The sequence below is a fragment of the Halomonas sp. KX33721 genome (assembly GCF_001596805.1).
Classification (GTDB): Bacteria; Pseudomonadota; Gammaproteobacteria; order Pseudomonadales; family Halomonadaceae; genus Vreelandella; species Vreelandella aquamarina.
Map to the genome: position 1 here is coordinate 1 of NZ_LVIA01000042.1, position 22,969 is coordinate 22,969.

General features: G+C 58.5%; 23 protein-coding genes. 17 read left to right on the forward strand and 6 right to left on the reverse strand.

Features of this window, described 5'->3' with window-relative positions; genetic code table 11:
- Together A3220_RS14640 and A3220_RS14645 are read right to left on the reverse strand one after the other, a co-directional pair.
- Positions 1 to 471, reverse strand: a 471-nt coding sequence (locus A3220_RS14640) for a polyprenyl synthetase family protein (RefSeq protein WP_174524472.1), incomplete at its 3' end; no start/stop codon positions are given.
- The gene (locus A3220_RS14645) at positions 465 to 740 is read right to left on the reverse strand and encodes an exodeoxyribonuclease VII small subunit (RefSeq protein WP_062375504.1); all 276 of its coding nucleotides are present in this window, start codon (positions 738 to 740) and stop codon (positions 465 to 467) included. The genes A3220_RS14640 and A3220_RS14645, both read right to left, overlap by 7 nt.
- A gap of 277 nt (positions 741 to 1,017) precedes the next feature.
- On the opposite strand from A3220_RS14645, the gene serA reads away from it, so the two are divergent.
- Positions 1,018 to 2,262 carry a phosphoglycerate dehydrogenase gene (serA, locus tag A3220_RS14650; protein ID WP_062375506.1) on the forward strand — a complete coding sequence of 415 codons (1,245 nt, stop codon included), beginning with the start codon at positions 1,018 to 1,020 and terminating at the stop codon, positions 2,260 to 2,262.
- Positions 2,263 to 2,315: 53 nt separating this feature from the next.
- Here the strand turns inward: serA and A3220_RS14655 are convergent, their stop codons facing one another.
- Positions 2,316 to 3,005 carry a pirin family protein gene (locus tag A3220_RS14655; RefSeq protein WP_062375508.1) on the reverse strand — a complete coding sequence of 230 codons (690 nt, stop codon included), beginning with the start codon at positions 3,003 to 3,005 and terminating at the stop codon, positions 2,316 to 2,318.
- 225 nt (positions 3,006 to 3,230) lie between these two features.
- Between A3220_RS14655 and A3220_RS14660 the strand changes: the two genes are divergently transcribed.
- The 4 genes from A3220_RS14660 to ybiO all read left to right on the forward strand — a co-directional run bounded on the left by A3220_RS14660 (position 3,231) and on the right by ybiO (position 8,227).
- A complete protein-coding gene (locus tag A3220_RS14660; protein ID WP_062375509.1) occupies positions 3,231 to 4,190 on the forward strand; it encodes a rhodanese-related sulfurtransferase in 960 nt (319 codons plus the stop codon).
- Positions 4,191 to 4,377: 187 nt separating this feature from the next.
- Positions 4,378 to 5,202, forward strand: a complete 825-nt coding sequence (locus tag A3220_RS14665; protein ID WP_058579788.1) for an IclR family transcriptional regulator C-terminal domain-containing protein — start codon at positions 4,378 to 4,380, stop codon at positions 5,200 to 5,202.
- 19 nt (positions 5,203 to 5,221) lie between these two features.
- Positions 5,222 to 5,653, forward strand: a complete 432-nt coding sequence (locus A3220_RS14670) for a YqaA family protein (protein WP_058579789.1) — start codon at positions 5,222 to 5,224, stop codon at positions 5,651 to 5,653.
- Positions 5,654 to 5,863: 210 nt separating this feature from the next.
- Positions 5,864 to 8,227 (forward strand): mechanosensitive channel protein, encoded by a 2,364-nt coding sequence (ybiO, locus tag A3220_RS14675; protein ID WP_062375511.1) that lies wholly within the window; start codon positions 5,864 to 5,866, stop codon positions 8,225 to 8,227.
- Between the two features lie 55 nt (positions 8,228 to 8,282).
- On the opposite strand, the gene A3220_RS14680 is transcribed toward ybiO, so the two are convergent.
- On the reverse strand, positions 8,283 to 9,041 hold the full coding sequence (locus A3220_RS14680; RefSeq protein ID WP_044629914.1) for an SDR family oxidoreductase: 759 nt from the start codon (positions 9,039 to 9,041) through the stop codon (positions 8,283 to 8,285).
- Positions 9,042 to 9,272: 231 nt separating this feature from the next.
- On the opposite strand from A3220_RS14680, the gene folK reads away from it, so the two are divergent.
- Entirely contained in the window at positions 9,273 to 9,713 is a 441-nt protein-coding gene (gene folK, locus A3220_RS14685) for a 2-amino-4-hydroxy-6-hydroxymethyldihydropteridine diphosphokinase (protein WP_062359198.1), read from the forward strand.
- 127 nt (positions 9,714 to 9,840) lie between these two features.
- Positions 9,841 to 10,662: a flagellin gene (locus tag A3220_RS14690; protein ID WP_062375513.1), complete on the forward strand. Its 822-nt coding sequence runs from the start codon at positions 9,841 to 9,843 to the stop codon at positions 10,660 to 10,662.
- A gap of 20 nt (positions 10,663 to 10,682) precedes the next feature.
- On the opposite strand, the gene A3220_RS14695 is transcribed toward A3220_RS14690, so the two are convergent.
- Positions 10,683 to 12,236 (reverse strand): BCCT family transporter, encoded by a 1,554-nt coding sequence (locus A3220_RS14695; protein ID WP_062375514.1) that lies wholly within the window; start codon positions 12,234 to 12,236, stop codon positions 10,683 to 10,685.
- A 374-nt stretch (positions 12,237 to 12,610) separates the two neighbouring features.
- Here A3220_RS14695 and A3220_RS14700 point away from each other — a divergent pair, with 374 nt between their 5' ends.
- The 5 genes from A3220_RS14700 (at position 12,611) to A3220_RS14715 (ending at position 16,079) form a co-directional block, all read left to right on the forward strand.
- Positions 12,611 to 13,663 (forward strand): ABC transporter substrate-binding protein, encoded by a 1,053-nt coding sequence (locus tag A3220_RS14700; RefSeq protein ID WP_062375516.1) that lies wholly within the window; start codon positions 12,611 to 12,613, stop codon positions 13,661 to 13,663.
- A complete protein-coding gene (locus A3220_RS14705; RefSeq protein ID WP_062375517.1) occupies positions 13,663 to 14,445 on the forward strand; it encodes an ABC transporter ATP-binding protein in 783 nt (260 codons plus the stop codon). The genes A3220_RS14700 and A3220_RS14705 overlap by 1 nt, the downstream gene beginning before the upstream one ends.
- A 39-nt stretch (positions 14,446 to 14,484) precedes the next feature.
- Positions 14,485 to 15,246, forward strand: a complete 762-nt coding sequence (locus A3220_RS14710) for an ABC transporter permease (RefSeq protein WP_044629920.1) — start codon at positions 14,485 to 14,487, stop codon at positions 15,244 to 15,246.
- Between the two features lie 85 nt (positions 15,247 to 15,331).
- On the forward strand, positions 15,332 to 15,544 hold the full coding sequence (locus A3220_RS17590; RefSeq protein ID WP_217284294.1) for a hypothetical protein: 213 nt from the start codon (positions 15,332 to 15,334) through the stop codon (positions 15,542 to 15,544).
- Positions 15,534 to 16,079, forward strand: a complete 546-nt coding sequence (locus tag A3220_RS14715; RefSeq protein WP_252860492.1) for an outer membrane protein OmpK — start codon at positions 15,534 to 15,536, stop codon at positions 16,077 to 16,079. Before A3220_RS17590 ends, A3220_RS14715 begins: the two co-directional genes overlap by 11 nt.
- A gap of 26 nt (positions 16,080 to 16,105) precedes the next feature.
- Here A3220_RS14715 and A3220_RS14720 read toward each other — a convergent pair whose 3' ends face one another.
- Positions 16,106 to 16,843: a DUF481 domain-containing protein gene (locus tag A3220_RS14720; protein WP_044629928.1), complete on the reverse strand. Its 738-nt coding sequence runs from the start codon at positions 16,841 to 16,843 to the stop codon at positions 16,106 to 16,108.
- A 137-nt stretch (positions 16,844 to 16,980) separates the two neighbouring features.
- Here A3220_RS14720 and A3220_RS14725 point away from each other — a divergent pair, with 137 nt between their 5' ends.
- From A3220_RS14725 to A3220_RS14745, 5 genes are all read left to right on the forward strand, one after another.
- Entirely contained in the window at positions 16,981 to 18,675 is a 1,695-nt protein-coding gene (locus A3220_RS14725) for a sensor histidine kinase (RefSeq protein ID WP_062375519.1), read from the forward strand.
- A gap of 42 nt (positions 18,676 to 18,717) precedes the next feature.
- Positions 18,718 to 19,449, forward strand: coding sequence for a response regulator (locus A3220_RS14730; RefSeq protein ID WP_054640777.1), 732 nt, complete (start codon positions 18,718 to 18,720; stop codon positions 19,447 to 19,449).
- Positions 19,450 to 19,693: 244 nt separating this feature from the next.
- Positions 19,694 to 20,689, forward strand: coding sequence for a tripartite tricarboxylate transporter substrate binding protein (locus tag A3220_RS14735; protein ID WP_062375521.1), 996 nt, complete (start codon positions 19,694 to 19,696; stop codon positions 20,687 to 20,689).
- Between the two features lie 107 nt (positions 20,690 to 20,796).
- A complete protein-coding gene (locus tag A3220_RS14740) occupies positions 20,797 to 21,279 on the forward strand; it encodes a tripartite tricarboxylate transporter TctB family protein (RefSeq protein ID WP_054644893.1) in 483 nt (160 codons plus the stop codon).
- A 49-nt stretch (positions 21,280 to 21,328) separates the two neighbouring features.
- Positions 21,329 to 22,828, forward strand: a complete 1,500-nt coding sequence (locus A3220_RS14745) for a tripartite tricarboxylate transporter permease (protein WP_062375523.1) — start codon at positions 21,329 to 21,331, stop codon at positions 22,826 to 22,828.
- The last annotated feature ends 141 nt before the right edge of the window (positions 22,829 to 22,969 follow it).

A 22,969-nucleotide genomic window follows, 5' to 3' on the forward strand; every position in this document is an offset into this window, starting at 1 on the left:
AGCCACCATGCCATCGCGGCCAGAGGCGACCGCCAGCGTGGTGACTAGCTGGCCCAGGCGCGGGTGCGGGCGGCTGGCCAGCACTTCAAACGCCAGGGCTTGCAAGGCATCGCCCGCTAAAATAGCCGTCGCCTCATCAAAGGCTTTATGCACCGTGGGCTGGCCGCGGCGCAGGTCGTCATCATCCATGGCGGGCAGGTCGTCGTGAATCAGCGAGTAGGCGTGAATCAGCTCGATGGCCGCCGCGGGAGCATCCAGGGCGTCGTCACTTGCCCCAAGGGCTTGACCTGCTAAATAGACCAGCAGCGGGCGCAAACGTTTGCCGCCGACCAAAAGCCCGTGGCGCATGGCCGCCTCTAAACGCTCATCTACCGCTGGGCGTGCATCGAATAGCGCGGCCAGCGTGGCATCCACTCGGGTGCTGCTGGCATGGCGCAGCGTGGCTAGTCGGGAGGCGTGGGCGGTCACCATGGCGGCGTCTCCTCGCTGTCGTTGCCAGCATCCTGGGCTCCTGCGAACGGGGCAACTGCCAGTTTGCCGTCGGGGTCTTCGCTCAGGGCCCGTACTTTTAGCTCAGCGCTATCGAGGCGCTGCTGGGCGTCGCGGGTCAGGCGAACGCCCTGCTCAAAAGCGGTCAGCGCATCTTCCAATGAGAGTTCGCCGGACTCCAGGCGTTCCACAATGGTCTCTAGCTGGGCAACCGTTGCGGCAAAATCTTGTGGGGGTGTGGTGTCGCTCATTGGGCAATGCCTACCGTTTTCCGGGCGCCCTGGTATCAGCAAGGGCGACGAGTGTGGCTGCGGATGCTGTTAAATAAACGCACAGTATACACCGAGGCGAGGGGGTGGCGTCTGCCCTCCCTATGGGTTGATTGTTCGACTTGTACTCTGTTCATCTTGAAAGCGCACACTTTTCATCACGCCAAGACACCGGGAGCGCAAGCGGCTGTGCTACTATACGGGCCTCCCGTGAACCGATACACGGCGCATGCCGCCGACCATAGAGGTTGATTCAGCCATGGCCAAAACGTCCCTGGAAAAGAGCAAGATCAAGATCCTGCTACTCGAGGGCGTCCACCAAAGCGCGGTGGACAATTTTCACAACGCAGGTTACGAGAACATCGAGCATCTGCCGACTTCGCTGGATGAAGAGTCGCTGATCGAGAAGATTCGTGATGTTCACTTTATCGGCATCCGCTCCCGCACTCAGCTAACCGAGCGCGTGTTTGAGGCGGCCGAGAAGTTAGTAAGCGTTGGCTGTTTCTGTATCGGTACCAACCAAGTTGACCTGGATGCGGCGCTCAAGCGCGGTATCGCGGTATTTAATGCGCCTTACTCCAACACCCGCTCAGTGGCGGAGCTGGTACTGGCAGAAGCCATTATGCTGCTGCGCGGTATTCCCGAGAAGAATGCTCGCGCGCACCAGGGCGGCTGGCTGAAGTCGGCGAAAAACTCCCACGAAGCGCGCGGTAAAACCCTCGGTATCGTGGGTTACGGCAGTATCGGCGCACAGCTCTCTGTATTGGCAGAGTCGCTCGGCTTCAACGTGATTTACTACGATGTGATCACTAAGCTGGGTATGGGTAATGCCAGCCAGGTCGCCAGCCTGGAGGAGTTGCTGGATCGTTCGGACGTGGTCAGCCTGCACGTGCCGGACCTGCCCTCTACCCGCTGGATGATTGGCGCGAAAGAGATCGCCGCCATGAAGGATGGCGCTATCCTGATCAATGCCGCCCGTGGCAGCGTGGTGGAAATCGAGCCGCTGGCGGATGCCATTAAAGCAGGAAAACTCAATGGGGCGGCCATCGACGTCTTCCCGGTTGAGCCGAAAGGCAACGATGAAGAGTTCCAAAGCCCGCTGCGCGGCCTGGATAACGTGATTCTGACGCCGCATATCGGTGGTTCTACCCTGGAAGCCCAGGAGAACATCGGTATCGAGGTCTCCGAAAAACTGATCACGTACTCGGACAACGGTACCACGGTCACCTCGGTCAACTTCCCTGAAGTGGCACTGCCCGCACACCCGGACAAGCACCGTTTGCTGCATATTCACGACAACGTGCCCGGCGTGCTTTCCCAGATCAACCGCGTGCTGTCAGAAAACGGCATCAACATTTCTGGCCAGTATCTGCAGACCAACGATAAGGTCGGTTACGTGGTGATTGATGTCGACAAGGCCTACGGCCCGCAGGCGCTGGAGGCATTGAGGCAGGTAGAGCACACGCTGAAGATTCGCGTGCTCTATTCGGCGCAGAATAGCTGATATTACCGACCCGCGCAGCGTCACAAAACGGCCCGAAAGGGCCGTTTTGCCTATCAGGCCAGGTCGAACAGCAGTACTTCGCTGGCGTCGCTGCTGGTGAGCTCGACGTGCTCATCCGGCGTAAAAGCGGCGGCATCGCCGGTGGTGAGCCGCTCGCCGTTCACTTCGACGGCCCCTTTTACCACGTGTAGCCATGCGTAGCGTGAGGACGGGGGCGTGACTTGCTCCCCGGCGCTCAGCAGGCTGGCGTACAGGTTGACATCCTGATTCACGCTCACTGAGCCATCGCGACCATCTGGGGAGAGCACCAAGCGCCACTGGCCCTGGCGCTCGGCGGTGGGGAAGTGCTTCTGCTCGTAGCTGGGCTGAATGCCACGCTGGGCGGTTTCGATCCAGATTTGCAGAAAGTGCAGCCCGTTTTCTTGAGAGTGGTTGAACTCGCTGTGCAGTACGCCCGTGCCTGCGGTCATGCGCTGCACATCGCCGGGGCGCATCACTTCGCCATTGCCCATGTTGTCCTTGTGCTCCATTTCACCTTCCAGCACGTAGGAGATGATCTCCATATCCCGGTGGGGGTGGGCGCCAAAGCCGTGGCCGGGGGCCACTCGGTCTTCGTTGATCACCCGCAGCGCGCGGAAGCCCATGTGGTTGGGGTCCATGTAATTGGCGAACGAAAACGTGTGGTAAGAGCGCAGCCAGCCGTGGTCTGCGTAGCCCCGCTCGTTGGAACGACGAATCTGCATGAAAAGCACTCCATCACTGAGTTATGTTGGCGCCCACTATACGACCGAGTGCGTGTGACGTGGGGTGAAGCTTTCTCAATGATGTTGTCGAAATAATCGACGATTGGCGGTGTCGTTGATCTGAGTCAAACACGCCGAGATGCACCCACGGCGGGCTTTTTGTTATCATGCGCGCCTTTATTGACCCGGTCCGCCCTTTGCGAGGGCGACTACCAGGAGCACTCCATGACGACCCCAACTCCCACTGCGCCCGTTGTGGTAGCAGCGCTGTATAAATTTGTCACCCTGAACGACTTTGAAGCACTGCGCGAGCCGCTGCGCCAAACCATGGTCGATAACGGCGTGAAAGGCACGCTGTTGCTGGCCAAAGAGGGCATCAACGGCACCGTGGCCGGTAGCCGCGAAGGCATCGACGCGCTGCTGGCTTGGCTCACCGCCGACCCACGTTTAAGTGATATCGACCACAAAGAGTCATTTTGCGACGAGCCGCCGTTCTACCGCACCAAGGTCAAACTGAAAAAAGAGATCGTCACGCTGGGCGTGCCGGGCATCGACCCCAACGACACCGTGGGCACTTACGTCGAGCCAGAGAACTGGAACGACGTGATCTCCGACCCGGAAGTGCTGGTGATCGATACCCGTAACGACTACGAAGTCGCGATTGGCAGCTTTGAAGGCGCGGTGGACCCGAAAACGACTACTTTCCGCGAGTTTCCCGAGTACGTGCGCCAGCACTACAACCCGGAGCAGCATAAAAAGGTCGCCATGTTCTGCACCGGCGGCATCCGCTGCGAGAAAGCCTCCAGCTTTATGCTGAAAGAGGGCTTCGAAGAGGTCTACCACCTGAAAGGCGGCGTGCTGAACTACCTGGAAAAAGTGCCGGAAGAGCAGTCGCTGTGGCGCGGCGAATGCTTCGTGTTCGATAACCGGGTCACCGTTCGCCACGACCTCACTGAAGGCGAGCACGAGCAGTGCCACGCCTGCCGGATGCCTATCTCTCAGGAAGATATGCAGTCGTCGGCCTACGAGCCCGGCATCAGCTGCCCGCACTGTATCGACTCACTGCCTGAGAAAACCCGCGCCGCCGCCCGCGAGCGTCAGCGCCAGATTGAGCTGGCCAAAGCCCGTGGTGAGCCTCATCCGCTGGGCTATAACCATCGCCAAGGCACTCGCGAGAAAGCGTAATCATCCTGGTCGACGATGTGGCAGAAGGCATCGATGCGTTTATCGAAAAGCGCGCCTCGCTGGCAGCATCGCTAGTACACGCTGCTAGCCATTGGTGGAATTTGTTTCCGTAAACGCGACAGCGCCCCCTGCGGCGCGTTATCCTGCTGGCTTTTTACGTATTGAGCGCCGTCAGGAGAGTAGTCAGGTGAGTGAAGCCAAGCGCAGATCAGTCGGACGTCCGGCGGGAGCCACGAAAGCGAGCGGAGGGCATAGCCAATCGTTGGTGCGTGGCCTCACGCTGCTCGAATATCTATCCGCTAGCCCGCTGGGCCTTGCGCTTTCAGAGCTGGCGGAAATGGCTGACCTTGCCCCTTCCACCACTCATCGCCTGCTTCAGGCGCTGCAAAGCCAGGGCTTTGTCACCCAAGAGAGCGAGCAGGGCCTGTGGCGCATCGACGTCAAAACCTTCCGAATTGGTAACAGCTTTTTAGAAGCACGCGACGTGGTGGCCAAAAGCCGCCCGTTTTTGCGCCGCTTAACCGCAGAAACCGGCGAAACGGCGAACCTGGGTATCCGTGATGGTGCCACGGCGGTCTTCCTGGCTCAAAACGAATCCCCGCAGATGATGCGCATGATCACGCGGCTGGGGTCCCGTGCACCGCTTCACGCCTCCGGCGTGGGCAAGGCGCTGCTGGCGTGGATGAGTGAGGAGGAGCGCAGCGCGCTGTTAGAAGGCGGCTACGAGCTGGCCCGTGTGACTGAAAATACCCTGTATCAAACGGATTCACTGCAGGCGGAAATGGCCGCCATTCGCGCCCAAGGCTTTGCCTGCGACCGGGAAGAGCATGCGATTGGCCTGCACTGCGTGGCGGCCTGCATTTTCGATGAGCACGCCACGCCGTTGGCGGCTATTTCCGTCTCGGGCCCCATGGCGCGTATTCCCGAAGAGCGCCTGCTGGTACTGGGGGCGCTGGTGCGTCAAATAGCCGACGAAATTACCCAGCAGCTCGGTGGCCAGTTGCCCCGTTAAACGTTAGAGGGCGCGTATCGTGTTCAGCCTGTTTTGGGTGGCGCTAGCCAGCGCCACCCTGCTGCCTGGTGGCTCGGAAGTGTGGCTGGCGCGGCTATGGTGTGTTGGTGAGCCAGCGCTGGTGCTGTGGGTTGTGGCGACGGCTGGCAACACGCTGGGCAGTTTGATCAACGTGGCTCTTGGTCGCTACGCTCGCCAATTTCAACATCGCCGCTGGTTTCCTGCATCTCCCCAAGGACTTGCCCGTGCCGAGCGCTGGTATCACCGCTTTGGCGAGGCGAGCCTATTACTCTCCTGGTTACCTGTGATTGGCGACCCGCTCACCGTGCTGGCTGGGGTGATGCGCCTTGCCTGGTGGCGGGCGCTGCTCTGGATTGTGCTAGCAAAAGGTGCCCGCTATGGGCTGCTGATTGCGCTGGCCCATCAATGGTTGGCGCCTTACTGCCAATAAACGGCAATTACCTTCACTCGGTTTCATTGGTGTACCAAAAACAGCCGCGTTAACGTCTCTTACATCGAGTCATGTTACGCTAGTCACTTTGGATCGAGCGTTATACAAAGCTTGCATTTCCATTGGATGCACTATCCTGTGTTTAACATTCTTAGGTTGAATTTTAACGAGGGCAGGATGGCAAATACTCACCCAAAAGGAGGTTATGGTGTGACGTCACTACGTTTACTCCCCTGGCTCAGCGTCTGGATGCTGGCGCTGTTCGCCATGCTGGCCGGGCCAGCCATGGCGCAAACCACGTTAGGCGCCGAGAGCGATGCGTCCGTCGCTGAAGAGCAGCCCTCTTATGCGGCGCTGGCCGACCTGCTGGAAGACGAGCAGGCCCGCCAGGAGCTGATTGAACTGCTGCGTAATCAAGCGTCTGAGTTGCCTGCTGGCGTTGCGGCCGAGCTGTCGCCGGAAGCCGCTGCCGCGGGGGGCAACGTAGCGCCCGAGGACGTCTCACTACCCCGCCAGTTGGCAGAGTTGACCAGCCGTGTAGTAGGTGATGTGGGCGGTCAGATCGAGCAGGCAGCGGCGATTGTCGGCAACATGTTCACTGGCCAGGGCACAGGCAGTAGCTTTGATATGGCAGCGTTTATCAGTGCTGCCATTAATCTTGGTATCGTGATTGTGGCCACCTTTGCGCTCTTTATGGTGTTCCGCCGCTTGGCGAAGTCGCTGTTTACCAAGATTAGCAGCTGGTCGCAGCAGGGCAGTGGCTTAACGCCGGTGCTGCGTTTAGTGCTCTGCGTGGCGATTGCCGCGGTGCTGGATGTGCTGCTGGTGGCGCTGGCGTACGTCGGCGGTAACCTGATTGCGACCTTTGCGGTGGGAGAGACCGGTGAGCTATCCACCCGCGCATCGCTGTTTTTAAATGCTTTCCTGGTCATTGAGCTATTGAAAGCTAGCGTGCGGATGCTGTTCTCTTCGCGCTATGAAGGCCTGCGCCTGCTGCCGATCTCGGCCCAAGAAGCCTCCTACTGGAACCGCTGGCTGGCACGCCTGATTGGTATGGTGGGGTATGGCTTGATGGTCGTCGTGCCGCTGGTCAACTTCTATATCGCGGCCTCTCTGGGGCAAGCGGTCGGCACGCTGATTATGCTGCTGGCGTTTATTTATGCGGTGGGCGTGGTGCTCAAAAACCGCGTGCGGCTGCGCGATAATCTAAATCAAATGAGCGCGCGCTCGACGCTGACGGCGAGCCGTGTATCGCTGCAGCTGTTTGCCCGCACGTGGCACCTGTTCGCGCTGATCTATTTCTTAATGGTGTTTGTGCTGACGCTTACCCGTCCGGGTGATGCGCTGCCCTTTGTCCTCTTTGCGACGTTGAAGACGCTCGGCGCCGTGGTCGTGGGCCTGCTGCTGTCTGCGTTCCTGACACAGACCATTGGTCGTCGTATTCAACTCTCCGATGACCTGCGCCGTAAGCTGCCGCTGCTGGAAGTCCGGTTGAACAGCTACGTGCCCAACGCGCTGCGCGTGCTGCGCACGGTGATCGTCGTTGCGGTGATCATGGTGGTGCTGGATGCTTGGGGCGCCTTTGACCTGGCCGCCTGGTACGCCTCCGAGCGCGGTGCCAATCTGGTGGGTAACCTGATCAGCGTAGCAGTGATCCTGATTGTGTCGCTGGGCATATGGCTGGGCTTGGCAAGCCTGATCGAGCACAAGCTCAACCCGGAAACCGGTCACGGCGAACCCTCTGCCCGTGCCAAAACGCTGCTGAGCCTGTTCCGTAATGCGCTGGCCATTGCCATGGTGACCATCACCGGCATGATCGTGCTCTCGGAAATCGGCATCAATATTGGACCGCTAATTGCTGGTGCCGGTGTGCTGGGTCTGGCGATTGGTTTTGGTGCCCAGAAGCTGGTGCAGGATGTGATCACCGGGGTGTTCATTCAGGTAGAGAACGCCATGAACACCGGCGACGTGGTGACCGTGGGCGGCGTGACCGGCACGGCCGAGCGTTTGAGTATCCGCTCGGTGGGCATTCGTGACCTGTCCGGTACCTACCATATCGTGCCGTTCTCCAGTGTGGATACCGTCTCCAACTACATGCGTGAGTACGGCAACCATGTGGGCGAGTACGGTATTGGTTACAACGAAAGTATCGACGAGGCGATCGAGCAGCTACAGCTGGCCTTCGAAGATCTTAAAGCCAGCGAAGAGCATGGTCATAAACTATTGGCAGATATGACCGTGGCGGGTGTCACCGCGCTGGCCGACAGCTCGGTCAATATCCGTGTCGTGATCAAGACCACGCCAGGCGATCAGTGGGCTGTAGGCCGTGCCTACAACCGCCTAGTGAAACTGCGCTTTGATGCGGCGGGTATCGAGATTCCGTTCCCGCATACCACGCTCTACTTTGGCGAAACCAAAGGCGGCAAGACTCCGCCCGCCAACGTGCGCATTCTGGATGCGAAAGCGGAAAGAAAGCGCACCGAGACGGTACCGCTTGCAGAGCGTAGCGAAGCCTCGCTTGAGCATGAACCGGATCACCATAAGCCGGACCATGATGATGTGGATGAAACCTAAGCGTACGCTTAGGTAAGCCAATGAGGCCGCCTTCGGGCGGCCTCATTGCGTTGGGTCAGTCGCGCCGCTCGCCAGGGTAGTTTTCGGAGTGGCGACCCTCTAGGTTGATCGATTCGCCGCCGTCTACAAATAGCACTTGCCCGGCCACAAAGGCATTATCCAGCAAATAGTGCAAGGCTTGTACAAGGTGTGCTGGGTTGCCTTGGTGATTGACCGGAATGCCTTCGATGCGCCACTGGATATAGTCGCTGGTACGCTGGGAGGCAGGCAGCACGACACCAGGGGCGATACCGTTAATCCGTAGGCGCGGAGCAAACTCCAGCGCTGCCATACGGGTCATCTCAGCTAGGCTTTTCTTGGAGAGCAGGTACGCCGCATACGGATATTGGTGATAGGCCACTTTGTTGTCGATGATGTTGATCACCTGACCGTGCTCTACCGCCTCGGCAAAATGGCGTGTGAGTAGCAGCGGGGTGAACATATTGACCCGAAACTGGGTCTCCAGCATGGCCATATCGGTACGGGCAATCGGCGCTGGTTCATAAGCTGAGGCGCTATTGAGCAGCACGTTCAACCCAGGAAAACGCGTTTTAGCTTGGGTGATTAATCCTTCTAGCGAATCCTCTAAAAAGTTGCAGGGCAGAATCTCGCACTCACGACCCTTGCCGCGAATTGCGTCTGCCACTTCCTCTGCTTCCCCCCGGGAGCTATTCACGTGTAACGCGATATCAAAGCCCTTATCGGCTAGCGCTTCAGCAAAATAGCGGCCCAGGCGCGTGGCGCCGCCGGTTACAAGTGCAGCAGGTGTCTCCATTGCTTTATCCCTCGCAGCAGGTAGTGTTTGTTAACTAACGTTGTCATGGTAATCAAAAAGACTCTCTGCGTGAGCGCAGCGTTTGTCAATAACTTGTACAGAGCTTGAACGGGATGGTTAACCGTCTACTCTGTTGGAGCGCCGATTGATGCCTATACGCTAAAACGGTGTGGGCTAGGTCATCGGCTCACCAGCCGTTAGTCATCCAGCCTCTTATATTGGGATATAGTTATGTCATTAAGGTCGTCACCCGTAACGTCAACTCCCTCGCCCGCGTCGGCTCAACACGAGTGCGTTATCTCGCTAGGAACCAATATTGAGCCAGAGCATCACTTTGCCAAAGCCCTTGAGATTTTGAGCAGTGAGTGCGAACTGCTGGCCCGCTCCGAAGCGGTGCGCACTGCCCCGGTAGGCTTTCAGCAGCAGCCAGACTTCTTAAATGCCGCCCTGGTGGTGCGCACTACGCTTGAGCTGGGCGACTTTAAAGCCTACCTAAAAGAGGTTGAGCATCGCTTAGGCCGTGTTCGCGGGCCGATCAAATCTGGCCCCCGGACCATGGACTTGGACATTGTGGTCTGGGATGGCGAAGTGGTCGACGATGGCTACTTTCATCACGACTATGTTCGGGGGCCGGTGGACGAAGTGCTAGCCGTACTGAAGAGACCGAACTGAAAAAACCGAACTGAAAAAAATAGTAGCGACTGGGAAAGTTTTACGGGGCAGGGCTCACGTTTTCTAAAGATAGGCCGATAATCACGCTACTTCCGCACTGTTTGCGTTCACTTCCGAGGTCAAGCCCGTGATCAGCCTTGCGACTAATATCACGTCGCTACTGGTGATGAATAATCTACGCAGTAGCCAGCAAGCAATGCAGACCTCCATGGAGCGTCTGTCGTCTGGGCTGCGTATTAATAGCGCCAAGGATGATCCGGCAGGCCAGGCGATTGCCAATCGCATGGGCGCACAAATTCGCGGTATGAACCAGGCGATCCGCAATACCAACGACGGTATCTCTATGGTGCAAACCGCAGAAGGCTCGTTGGACCTGATCAACGACAGCCTTCAGCGCATCCGCGAACTCAGCGTTCAGGCGCTCAACGGCACCAATTCCTCAGAAGATCGGGCGTCTATTCAGTTAGAGATCGACCAACGGCTGGAAGAGATTGACCGCGTCGCTGAGCAGAGCAACTTTAACGGCATTAAGCTGATCGAGCGCGATAAAACGCTCAATATTCAGGTAGGGGCCAACGCCGGGGATGTGATTGGCGTGAGCTTTTCGGCGATGGGGCGTCAGGCGCTGGGGTTGGATAACTTCAGCGTATTAGATAATGGTTCGGCCACGCCCAAGCCGATGGATGTCGTGGATGAAGCCATGAAGCAGGTCGACCGCCAGCGCAGCTATTTAGGCGCGGTGCAGAACCGCTTCGAGAGCGTCATTGACGGGCTTAACACCAACATCATTAACACCTCCGCTGCCCAGTCGCGTATTCAAGACGCCGACTACGCGCAAGAAGTCTCCAACCTTATTCGCGCCCAACTGCTTCAGCAGGTGGGTATCGCGATGCTGACCCAGGTGAACCAACAGCCGCAGATGATTCTGCGGCTGTTGGAAGGGCTGTAGTTAGAATTGGCCGATCATCGTCACTCGATGATGCCCTGTTCACGCGCCATGGCGTAAGCCGCCTGCGGGCCGTTCCACAGCGAGGGCAGCAGAATCAGCGACACCGGGATCGCGGTAATCACGATAAACTGCTGCAGCGCGCCAATTTGACCTGCACCCATATACAGCAGCACGGCCGCCATCAGGGCCATCGCAATGCCCCAGAAAGCGCGCATGCAGGGGCTGGGGGCATCGTGTCCCGCACCGACAACGGCAATCGCGTAGCTCATGGAGTCGCCGGTGGTGGCCACAAAAATCGTGGTCAGCAGCAGAATCGCCAGTGCCATCCAGGTGCCGCCGGGCAGCGCTTGAGCCACCGTGAGAGTCGCCACGTCAAACTGGAAATTGTTGAGCGCTTCGGTCAGGTCAATTACCCCGGTCAACTGATAGTAAATGCCGGAGCCGCCCAGTAGCGTAAACCATACGGTGGTGGCAATCGGGGCGAGTACGGCAACCGCCAGAATCATTTCACGAATGCTGCGGCCCCGTGAAATGCGCGCCACGAAAATCGCCATCAGCGGTGCATAGCCGATAAACCAAGCAAAGAAGAACACCGTCCACCACTGCATCCACCACGCCGGGGCGGTTTCAGCGGTCATCGTGGCCATGGTGAAAAACTCGCTGACATACGCGCCCATGCTGGAAACGTAGGTGTTCACCAAAAACAGCGTGGGGCCGAACACGATAATCACGGCACCGATCGCTAAGGCCAGCAGTACGTTGAAACGGCTCAGCAGTTGGATGCCTTTATGCACCCCGCTCATCGAAGAGAGCACATAAACAGTGCCCAGTACGGCCAGAATCATCAGCTGCCCGGTGTAGCCTTCCGGCAGGCCAAACAGCTCATGCAGGCCAAAGCTTACCTGAGTGGCCAAAAAGCCGATGGGGCCGACTGTGCCCGCCACCAGCGCAATCACGCAGCAGGCATCCACTAAGCCGCCCAGCGGGCCACGCATCAAGCGCTCTCCCAAAACAGGGTAGAGCAGCGTTCGCGGCTGCAGCGGTTGGCCTTTCACGTAGTGCGCATGTGCCAGCACCACGGCAGTGAGCGAGCCCAGCACCGCCCAGGCCATAAAGCCCCAGTGCATAAACGACTGCGCCAGCGCGCCGGATACCGCTTCAGCGGTGCCCGCTTCGGTATCAAAGGCGGGTGGGGTAACCACAAAGTGGTACACCGGCTCGCCTGCGGCAAAAAACACCCCACCACCGGCTAACAGCGTACATAGAATGATCGAGAGCCACTTAAAGGTGCTCATTTCTGGTGCATCGAGATTGCCGATCTTAGCTTTTGCCGCAGGCGTTAACGCCACGCCAATGGCGATAAAAAACGTCAGCAGAAGCAGCAGCTGGAAATAGCTGCCCAGCACCAGCGCGGTCCAGGCAAAGCCTGCGCTGATGGAATTGGCGACTAGGTCAATGTCGTAAAACGAAAGCGCCAGAAACGCCACGATGAAGCCGATGCTAAGCACCAGCACGATAGGATCGCCGAGGGAAAACCGCGAGGGCCCCTCGGCGCGTTGGGCAGGTTGGTTCATGAAGAGCACCTATTTGGAATGGGAGGTTGCAGGAAAGAGCGGGAGCAGAACCTTTAGCTTAATAAACCCAAGAGGGAGCCGACTTAACGCCGCTGGCCCCAGGTTTTCAAAGCAAAAAAAAGCGCCATTCAATGAATGGCGCGAGGACAGGAAACTGAGCACAGTATACCGCCGACCTAGACCAAAGTCTAACGGCTTGATCAAAAATGTTTTCTAATGGTGCGCGGCCAATGCGTGGCGCACCATTTTGGCGCTTTCGAGGGCGGTGAATGATCCATTTTCGGGCCTAAGCTCATGAATAAAAAGTAAAAAGCAAAAGATGGCGGCGTTTCTGCATAGCCTCTGCAAATTTTGTATACAAGGTGTTCACTGCCATGCCGACTCGCTCCCGTACTGCCCGTTCCTCTTTGTTTCCGCTAGCGCTATTTGGCGCGGTGCTGATGATGCCGCTCGGCGCTGCTGCCGAGACGACCTCGATTCGCTTCCAGCTGGACTGGCGCTTCGAAGGCCCGGCAGCGCCGTTTCTGATGGCAGCCGAAAAAGGCTACTTCGCCGAAGAAGGTCTGCAGGTTCAGATCGATTCGGGAAGCGGCTCTGCAGGGGCGGTGAACCGGGTGGCCTCGGGCGCCTATGAGATGGGCTTTGGCGATCTCAACGCGCTGGTCGAATTCCTTGCGGAAAACCCGGAAGGCCCCGGCATCAAGGGCGTCTATATCGTTTATGACGGCACGCCCGCGGCGGTGTTTGCGCGCAAGGAGAGCGGCATCGAGAGCCCCGCTGACCTGGCAGGCAAGACCATCGCCGCCCCGGCCTTCGACACCGGCTATCGCGCCTGGGGCATCTTTGCCGCTGCCAATGGGCTGGAGGCCGACGCGGTGGCGTGGCAAAACGTCGACCCTGCGCTACGCGAAACCCTGCTGACCCGGGGCGATGTCGATGCCATCACCGGCTTCTACTTCACCAGCCTGCTCAACCTGGAAGAGCGCGGCATGAGCGAAGACGAGCTGACCATCATGCCGTTCCCCGACTACGGCGTCCCGCTGTACGGCAACGCGATTCTGGTCAGTGATGCCTTTGCCGATGCCAACCCCGAGGCCGTGAAGGGCTTCCTGCGCGCCTTCAACCGTGCGCTGGGAGAGACCCTGGCAGACCCCGAAGCAGCCATCGAGTACGTGCGTAACCGCGACGGCCTGATCGATGTCGAGATGGAAACGCGTCGCCTGAAGCTGGCGTTGGAGAGCGTGGTGGATACCCCCGATGCCCGTGAATATGGTGTGGGCGGTGTGGATGACGAGCGGCTGAGCCAGGCGATTCAACTGGTGGCGGATGCTTACGATCTGCCCACGTTGCCATCCCCCGATCAGGTCTTTGACTCCCGCTACCTGCCGCCGGTAGAAGAGCGCATGCTGCTGCCGGAGGCGGAGTGATGTCGGCAGCGTTCGTCCGCTTCGATGACGTCAGCCTGGCGTACGACGGCGCGGGCAACGCCATCGAAGATATCGACCTGTCGATCCACGAAGGCGAGTTCGTCGCCTTCGTGGGGCCGTCAGGGTGTGGCAAATCCACCTTTATGAAGTTATGCACGGGCCTGCACGCACCTACCCAAGGGAGTGTCAGCGTGGATGGCGCGCCGGTCACCGGACCACTGAAAATCTCCGGTATGGCGTTTCAGAATGCCAACCTGCTGCCCTGGCGTACCACGCTGGATAACGTGCTGCTGCCGCTGGAAATTGTTGAGCCCTACCGTCGGCAGTTTCGTAAGCGCCGCGAGGAGTTTGTGGGCTGGGCGCGCTCACTGCTGAAAACCGTCGGGCTCGCCGAGCATGAGAATAAATACCCTTGGCAGCTATCAGGCGGTATGCAGCAGCGGGCGTCCATTTGCCGGGCGCTGATCCACCAGCCGCGTCTGCTGATGTTGGATGAACCGTTTGGCGCGCTGGATGCGTTTACACGCGAAGAGCTGTGGTGCGTACTGCGGGATTTATGGGAAGCCCAGCGATTTACCGTTGTGCTGGTGACCCATGACCTTCGTGAAGCGGCCTTCTTAGCCGATACGGTGTATGTGATGAGCCGCCGCCCAGGTCGCGTGATTGAGCGTCGCTCCATTGAGCTGCCTCGCCCCCGAGCGTTGGAGACCACCTACGAAAAACCCTTTATTGATCTGGTGCAGGAACTACGCGCCCAGATTGGCGAAGTGCGTAGCACCTGATCGATGACTCTCTGCGTCGGCACCATTAAGGCATTTTTTATGACCGTAAATAGCAAACTGATTGAACGTCTGGCGCCCTGGATCGCGGTGGTGGTGCTGGTGATGATCTGGGAAGTCACGGTGCGGCTATTTAACGTACCGAGCTTTATCTTCCCCGGCGCCTTGGAAACCGCGCAGGCGTTGATTACCTATGCAGGCCCCATTGGTCAGCACTCTTGGCAAACCTTCTGGACCACGCTGATCGGTTTTGGGTTGGGAGTGGCGGTCGGGTTAGTGCTGGGCTTTATCATCGGCTCGTCGCGCTTTTTGTATAACGCCTGCTACCCGCTGCTGGTGGGGTTTAATGCCATTCCTAAAGTGGCCTTTGTGCCAATTCTGGTGGTCTGGTTTGGTATCGGTTCGGTACCTGCGATTCTCACTGCCTTTTTAATCTGCTTTTTTCCCATTGTCGTGAATGTGGCCACAGGGCTGGCAACCCTGGAGCCAGAAATGGAAGACGTGCTGCGAGTACTGGGTGCGCGGCGCATGGATGTGCTTTTGAAAGTAGGGCTGCCGCGTTCGCTGCCGTACTTTTTTGCCTCGTTGAAAATCGCCATCACCCTAGCGTTTGTGGGCACCGTCGTATCGGAAACCGTCGCCTCTAACCAGGGCATCGGCTACCTGATGATGAGCGCTGGTTCGCAAATGCGTATGGGGCTGGTATTCGCCGGGCTGCTGGTGATCAGCGCGATGGCCATGGTGATGTACGAACTGTTTGCCCAATTAGAAAAGCGTATGACTGCCTGGGCACACCGTAGTTGAGAAAAGAAACGCCGTAGCGGCGAAGTACCGCTGCGGTTTAACTGAATTTGCTGGCATAGCCAGTGTTGAACAATAAGGGGACCCAATGAAATATTTACCCATCGCTAGTTTAGCCGCTGCCATGTTGATATCACCGCTTGCCTCGGCTGAAAAACTATTTTCAGACTCAAGTATCTCGCTGCTATATAGCGATCAGTACCAAGCGTTTGGGCGTAATGAGCGCACCGATACCTATGTCACCTTTGAAAACGTGACGGCACACGACTGGGGCGGCACTTTTTTTGTTTGTGGATCGTAACCAAGGGCGAGGTAAAGCCGATGGTGACGACGATCTGTATGGCGAATTCTCCCCAACGCTCAGCCTTGGCTGGCTAAGTGGCGTCGATTTGCAGCGGGGCGCGCTGAAAGATGTGTCGCTAGCAGGAACCTATGAATTTGGCGGCGGCACCAATGCTACCAACATTCTGACAGGCGTGAGCTTCGCCTGGGACGTGCCAGGCACAACGTACTTCAACAGCACGTTCTACTACGTCAATAACAGTGAAATCGCCGATGATCTGCAAATGACGCTCACCTGGGGTGCGCCGTTTGAGGTGGGAGCATCGCGTTTTCTGTTTGATGGCTATATCGACTACTCAACGTCGGCATCGGACCATGACGCAGAGTTTCATTTCAACCCACAGCTAAAATTAGACTTAGGGCACTACCGTGGCCGTCCAGGGGTGCTCTACGCAGGGATTGAGTACTCCTACTGGCACAATAAATATGGCCTTTCCGACAGCGTTATGGATACGGAAAGCGCGGTGAGTGCACTGGTTAAATTTCACTTCTAATCGGCGTGGGTAGCACCATGATGGTGCTACCAGCTATACAGCAGCGAGGCGCTGGTCGTGGTATCAGTGCGCTCGCTGGCATCCTCCGGGGGTTGTGAGTTGTGCTTCACTTCATAAGAGAGGCGCAGCGACAGCCTAGCGTTAAGACGGGCGGTAAGCGCCGTTAGCGAACGGCCGGTGGTGTTTGCATCGGTGTACTCTACCGACATCTCCTGGGCAATATCAGCGTAATCAGAGAGTCGGTAGCGGTAGTCCAGCGCGGTATAGGCCACGGCCAACTGCTGGTTATCTTCTTTTCGCGGGCGATCATTGCGGTAACCCGGGCCTGCTTCCAGCGAGAGCGTGTGCTGCTTATTCTCTAACAACTGCCGTCCATAGCCACCAATTACCGAAAGCTGTTGGTCGTACCCGGCAAAACGGTCCTTCTCCCAGCGGGCAAAGCCAAACAGGTAGTGCGGCCCGCTAAAGTCGTAGCGTTCACGCCCTGCGAGCAGATATTGCTCCGCGCTGGTTTCGCCATCCTTGCTGACGTTACGCACTTCCCCTCGCAGCGAATGGGTCAACTGACCGGTCAGCCAGGTCAGACGCGATTTGCCGATCAGTGTTTGGCTATCGGTGTTGCCAGAAAGACGGGTAAAACCAAGCTCCGCATCGCCGCTAAATTCGGGGGTGTCCTCTTTCGGAGGCGGCGGCGCATAGAACGGCGAGGCAGCAACGCCGGTCGCCCAAAGTGCGCTGCTAGTGAATACCAGTGAGCGTAGCAAATGTCGCACGACACTCCTCCTTGAGTCTGGGTTCAGTAAGTGGCTGCTATATAAGCAAAGTGAGGTGAAAGCGCAACGACTAACGCCGCTTGGCACTGCGTGCCATAATGACGCGGTCGCGCACCATGAGTTCCGTTATGACCGCCCCCCGCCCTAGAACACTGGCCGAATTACAGCGCTGGCGCCGTACCCGCGCCAAGCGCCGTTGGTACAAACGCAGTTTTCGCCTGCAAGTCATGATGCTGGTGGGGCTGCTGCTGGCGGGTATGTTGCTGGCCCAGGGCACCTATTTGAACCACCGCAAAGCCGAGATCATCACCCACCAAATGGGCGAGCGGGCACTGGCTGTGGCCAAAACCGTGGCCGGGATGCCGCAGATTGTAAACGCTTTTTCCTCTCCTGACCCCTCCGCCATTATTCAGCCCCTTGCCGAACGAGTGCGTCAGGAGACCGGCGCGCGCTACGTGGTGGTGGGTAATGCCCAATCGATCCGCTACTCCCACCCTGTGCCCGAGCGTATCGGCCAGCCCATGGTGGGCGGCGATAACGACCAGGCGCTTATCTATGGCCAGTCGTATGTTTCCGAAGCCACCGGCACGCTGGGTACGGCCATGCGCGGCAAAACGCCGGTGTGGGATGAGGAGGGCAATATCATCGGGGTGGTCTCGGTGGGCTTTATGCTCGATCGCGTCGATATGGATGTGGCCCGCTACACCAGCCTCGGCTGGGCGCTGGTGGCGCTGATGATTATGCTGGGGTTCGCCGGTGCTTACTGGCTGTCGCAGCACTTGAAAAAGATCATTTTAGGGCTGGAGCCTTACGAAATCGCCCGCTTGGCGATGGAGAAAGAGGCCATCCTGCAATCGATTCACGAAGGCATTCTCGCGGTGAACCGGGATGGCCATATCACCTTGGTGAACCAGCAGGCGCGGCGCTTTTTAGAGCTGCCCGACGAGCATGTGCTGCTCGGCCAGCCGATCCGCGAGGTGGTGCCCAACTCGCGGCTGCTGGAAGTCTTGAAGCATGGCGAGCAGGAGTTTGACCAGGAGATGTGGCTGGGGGATCACCCGGTGGTGGTCAACCGCGTGCCGATTCTGCATGAAGGGGAAATAGAAGGGGCTGTGGCCACTTTTCGTAGCCGCCGAGAAATTATCGACCTCTCCCAAGCACTCACCCAAGCCAGTCGCGATGTGGATATGCTGCGCGCCCAGGCCCACGAGTTCTCCAACAAGCTCTACACCATCTCCGGCCTGTTGCAGTTGCAGCGTATCGACGAAGCGCTGGCGCTGATTCATCAGGAAACCGAGCGCGCCCAGGCGCAAATGAGCTTTTTAATGCGCCACGTGGCGGATGCGGTATTGAGCGGCACGCTGCTGGGCAAACTCACCCGCGCCCGCGAGCTGGGCGTTACGTTAGAAATCGACGAGCAGAGCTCGCTCTCCTGCCCGCTAACGCCCACCGGCCAAGAGGTCATGATGAGCGTGGTGGGTAACTTACTGGATAACGCCTGCCACGCCGCGCTCAACGGCCCTCACGGCGACCAGCCCACTGTGCGGCTGTTTTTCACCGACCTGGGCGAGCAGCTACTTATTGAAGTGGAAGATAACGGTGCCGGGGTGCCCGCCGAGCATGCGGAGTCGATTTTTGCCGAAGGATTTTCCACCAAAACCGGCAAGCATCGGGGCATAGGGCTGGCCCTGGTGGCGCGGCTGTGCCGCCAGCACGGGGGCGCAGTGACGCTGGAAGAGAGCGAACTGGGCGGCGCGTGCTTTATTGCCGTGCTGGACCGCTCGCTATGCGCCGAGGCCGCCACCGAGCCTGCGCCCTCATAACGACACGAATAATGACGACGCTAATAAATAAGAGGAAACACCATGTCTGCGACGCAATACGGCATTTTGGTCGTCGAAGACGATTTTCGCATCGCCGATATCCACCGCGCCTTTATTGAGCAGAGCGAGGGCTTTTATGTGGTCGGCATGGCGCGCAACGGCAGTGAAGCCAAGGCGCTGATGGCCCTGCACGCCGCCGAAATTCAACTGATTTTGCTGGATGCCTACCTGCCGGATGTTGAAGGGCTGGAGCTACTCTGGTCCATCCGCCGGGACTATGTGCATGTGGATATTGTGATGGTGACCGCCGCCAAGGAGGTGGAGACCATTAGCGAGGCGCTGCGCGGCGGCGTATTCGATTATCTGATCAAACCCATTGAAGCGGCCCGCATGAACCAGATGTTGACTCGCTTCCGCCGCGAGCGTGAAGTGCTGGCGAACCGTGCCGAGATGAGCCAGGACGAGTTGGATCACGTGTTGGCCCGGGTTACCCCGAGCGAACCCACACGCTCCGACAGCCGAGCGCTACCCAAGGGCATCGACCGCTTAACGCTGCGCCGGGTGGTGGATGCGCTGGCTGCCGCGCCCGACTCGCTCACCGCGATGCAGGTAGCACGCACTATGGGCGCCAGCCGCTCAACCGCGCGGCGCTATTTGGAGTTTTTAGTCGCTGAACAGGCGGTGAGCGCCGAGCTAGGGTATGGCGATGTTGGCCGCCCCGAACGGCGCTATCGGCTGCTAGGCGCCGCTAAGGGGTGGTTGGACAGTCTCTAAGTGCCTCGGCGTGAACAAAATGAACAAAACGCACAAAAAGAACAGTTTGTCGTTTATGGTCATAAGCTTGTCGTCGGGGGTAGCACTCTTCTAACGTTCACGGCGTAACCACACAAAGCTAATCATCGAGTGCTAAGCGCTGCTGGTTAGCCGTGCTTTTGGTTTGTTCGGCGCACACAACAAACCGCGCCCACCAAAACACCGTTTGAACAATAACGCCTGAACAAAAACGTGGAGAACGCCAATGACTACGCTTTCCTTGAAGCGCATCGCCGTGCTGGCCCTGCCGATGGCGGCCCTGGCCATGACGACATCTGCCCAAGCGCAGGAGTGGACGCCGAGCAAGTCCATCGAATTCATCGCCCCCGCCAACCCCGGCGGCGGTTGGGATACGCTGGTACGCACCATGTCCCGCGTGATTCAGCAGGAGTCTCTGGCAGACGAAAGCTTCGCGGCCATCAACGTACCTGGCGGCGGCGGTGCCGTGGCGTGGGCCCAGGTCGCCCGCGATAGCGGCAACCCCCACAAACTGTTTGCCACCAGCCCGCCGATGATTCTGGTGCCGCTGGCAGGCGCTTCCCGCTACGACCACACTGACTTCACGCCGATTGCGCGTATCAACACCGACTACTCGATTATTCTGGTCGCGGCGGATTCCGAATACCAAACCCTGGAAGACCTGTTCGAAGCGCTCAAAGCCAATCCCGGCCTGAGTGTGGGCGGCGGCAGTGCGCCAGGCTCCATGGATCACATTTCAATAGCGGGCTTGGCCTCGGCAGCGGGAATGGAAGCGTCTGCAGTGAACTACATTCCGTTCTCCGGCGGTGGCGATGCCATGACCAACCTGATGGGCGGCCACATTGAAGCGGTGATCGGTGGTGCTGGTGAAGCCGTGGGCCAGCTTGGCGAAGGTAGCCAGCTGCGCGCGCTGGGCGTCTCTTCTGAAGAGCGTCTGGGCGGCGGTTTGGCCGAAGTGCCCACCTACCAAGAGCAGGGCTACGACTACACCTTCGATATCTGGCGTGGCGTGATGGGCGCGCCGGAAATGCCGGAAGAAGCGGTGGAGTACTACGAAACGCTATTCGCTGAAATGCTCGAAACCGACGCATGGCGCGAAGCCAGCGACCAGCTGGGCTGGATCGATGCCTACCAGGATAGCGAAACGTTTGGTGCCTTCCTGGATGAGCAGCAAGCGCAGTTCAGCAGCGTGCTGACCGATCTGGGCCTGCTGCGCCAGTAAGCGCCAGCGCCCGTTAGAGATTCCCCGGTGGCGCCACGCCGCTGGGATCTTCTGTCTGTTACCGCGAGGGCCAGCGCATCCGCGTTGGCTCCTTCGGAGAAATCCCAATGACCCGATTGAATACTAACCAGTGGCTAGCGCTTGTACTGGCGCTGGTGGCGGCTGCTTATTTAGCCATGGCTTGGCAAATCCCGACGTTCCCCTTACCGCGTCCGGTGGATTCCGACCTGTTCCCCAAAGTATTGGGCGTGTCTCTGCTGCTGCTGGCGGCGCTGCTGTTTTTTGAAAAGCCGAGCGCTATTGCCGGGGCCGATGAGATCGACCATGAGGCCACCAACGGCCCGCTGCTGTTCACCCCCTGGGCGCGTGTCATTGTGACCTCGTTAGCCATCGCCGCCTATGCGTTTTTGCTGGTGCCGCTGGGCTTTGTCTTGGCTTCCACGCTCTTAAGCGTTGGTTTAACCGCCTACTACGGCTATCGCCGCCACGGCGTCAACCTGGCGGCATCGCTGGGTGTGGTGCTGGCCCTTTACCTGACCATGACACGGGTAATGGATGTTTACCTACCCACCGGCGTACTGCCGTTCTAAGCAGGGCGTGCTGACGCACGCTTAGCGGGTTTTAACGCGAGACACTCCCATGGATGCCTTAAACAATCTGATGTATGGCTTTGGCATCGCGCTTGAGCCAATCAATATCGCTTACGTTTTCGCCGGTGTGTTTGCCGGTACCATTATCGGTATGCTGCCAGGCCTGGGGCCGATCAGCGCGCTGGCGCTGATGATTCCGATTACCTTTGCCATGGAGCCCTCCTCCGGTTTGATTCTGATGGCAGGGGTCTATTACGGCGCTATTTTCGGCGGCTCGACCTCATCCATTCTGCTCAACGCCCCCGGCGTGGCGGGCACGGTGGCAACCTCCTTTGACGGCTACCCGATGGCCAAGCAGGGCATGGCGGGTAAGGCACTGGCCATTGCGGCGTATGCCTCCTTTATCGGCGGTACGGTATCGGTGATCTTTTTGATGCTGGTGGCACCGCTGCTCTCCAAAGTGGCGGTGAGCTTTGGCCCTGCTGAGTACTTTGCACTGATGGTGCTGGGCTTAACGGCGGTGGTGTCACTGTCGGATAAATCCTTGGTAAAAGGCCTGATTGCGGCGGTAGTGGGTGTGATGATCTCGATTGTGGGGATCGACACGCAAACCGGTACCGAGCGCTTTACCTTCAACTCGATTCAACTGCTCGACGGTATCGACTTTCTGGTAGTGGCGCTGGGTATCTTCGCCCTGGCGGAAGTGTTCTACATGCTGCTGCGTGGGGGCGGTGGCAAGGAAGCTCCGCGCAATGCCATCGGCTCGCTCAAGCTGAGCGGTAGTGAAGTGAAGAAAATTGCTGGCCCCATCAGCCGCAGCTCCGTACTGGGCTTCTTTACCGGCGTATTGCCGGGGGCGGGCGCCACCATTGGCTCTTTCCTGGGCTATAGCATGGAGAAGCGCCTGGCGAAAGATGGCGACACCTTTGGCCAGGGCAACATTAAGGGCGTGGCCGCTCCGGAAGCGGCGAACAACGCCGCCTGTACCGGCTCTTTCGTGCCGCTGTTAACCCTGGGTGTACCGGGTTCCGGCACTACGGCGGTACTGCTGGGCGCGCTGCTGGTAATGGGCGTCACCCCTGGCCCGATGATGCTGGAGCAACGTCCGGATGTGTTCTGGGGCGTGATTGCCAGTATGTACATCGGCAACATCTTCCTGCTGGTACTGAACCTGCCGCTGATCCCGCTGATCGCTAAAATCCTCGACCTGCCGCGCCCGCTGCTGCTGTCGATGATTCTGATCTTCTGCATGATCGGCGTTTACGGCATGAGCTTTAGCGTCTTCGACCTGCTGCTGCTGTTGGGCTTTGGCCTGTTGGGCTTGGGCATGCGCCTGTTTGGCTTCCCCACTGCGCCGCTGATCCTTGCGCTGATCCTGGGTAACATTATGGAAGAGTCCATGCGCCGGGCGCTGCAGATCTCTGGTGGCGACTGGACCACCTTTATCGATAAGCCGATCTCGCTGGCGCTACTGGTCATCGCGGTGCTCTCCCTGGGCCTGCCGCTGCTGAAAAAGCGGCGTAGCAAGGCGGCTGCGGCGGCTAAGTAAACGCCAACGCTTTACTCCTTGGCGCTCTAGGTCTCCTAGGGCGCTTTTTTATTGGCGGTGACAATACCCTCTTGTGGTGCAAGGCATCCTATTGGTGCATAACAAGCGTGCATGACGGCTTACTAATTGCGTCATATTTGT

Coding starts and splice junctions, on each gene's coding strand:
- A3220_RS14745 (WP_062375523.1), top strand. CDS start 21,329: ATGGATGCCTTAAACAATCTGATGTATGGCTTTGGCATCGCGCTTGAG.
- A3220_RS14705 (WP_062375517.1), top strand. CDS start 13,663: ATGTCGGCAGCGTTCGTCCGCTTCGATGACGTCAGCCTGGCGTACGAC.
- A3220_RS14645 (WP_062375504.1), bottom strand. CDS start 740: ATGAGCGACACCACACCCCCACAAGATTTTGCCGCAACGGTTGCCCAG.
- folK (WP_062359198.1), top strand. CDS start 9,273: ATGTCATTAAGGTCGTCACCCGTAACGTCAACTCCCTCGCCCGCGTCG.
- A3220_RS14730 (WP_054640777.1), top strand. CDS start 18,718: ATGTCTGCGACGCAATACGGCATTTTGGTCGTCGAAGACGATTTTCGC.
- A3220_RS17590 (WP_217284294.1), top strand. CDS start 15,332: ATGAAATATTTACCCATCGCTAGTTTAGCCGCTGCCATGTTGATATCA.
- A3220_RS14695 (WP_062375514.1), bottom strand. CDS start 12,236: ATGAACCAACCTGCCCAACGCGCCGAGGGGCCCTCGCGGTTTTCCCTC.
- A3220_RS14680 (WP_044629914.1), bottom strand. CDS start 9,041: ATGGAGACACCTGCTGCACTTGTAACCGGCGGCGCCACGCGCCTGGGC.
- A3220_RS14655 (WP_062375508.1), bottom strand. CDS start 3,005: ATGCAGATTCGTCGTTCCAACGAGCGGGGCTACGCAGACCACGGCTGG.
- A3220_RS14740 (WP_054644893.1), top strand. CDS start 20,797: ATGACCCGATTGAATACTAACCAGTGGCTAGCGCTTGTACTGGCGCTG.
- A3220_RS14660 (WP_062375509.1), top strand. CDS start 3,231: ATGACGACCCCAACTCCCACTGCGCCCGTTGTGGTAGCAGCGCTGTAT.
- A3220_RS14710 (WP_044629920.1), top strand. CDS start 14,485: ATGACCGTAAATAGCAAACTGATTGAACGTCTGGCGCCCTGGATCGCG.
- serA (WP_062375506.1), top strand. CDS start 1,018: ATGGCCAAAACGTCCCTGGAAAAGAGCAAGATCAAGATCCTGCTACTC.
- A3220_RS14735 (WP_062375521.1), top strand. CDS start 19,694: ATGACTACGCTTTCCTTGAAGCGCATCGCCGTGCTGGCCCTGCCGATG.
- A3220_RS14700 (WP_062375516.1), top strand. CDS start 12,611: ATGCCGACTCGCTCCCGTACTGCCCGTTCCTCTTTGTTTCCGCTAGCG.
- A3220_RS14725 (WP_062375519.1), top strand. CDS start 16,981: ATGACCGCCCCCCGCCCTAGAACACTGGCCGAATTACAGCGCTGGCGC.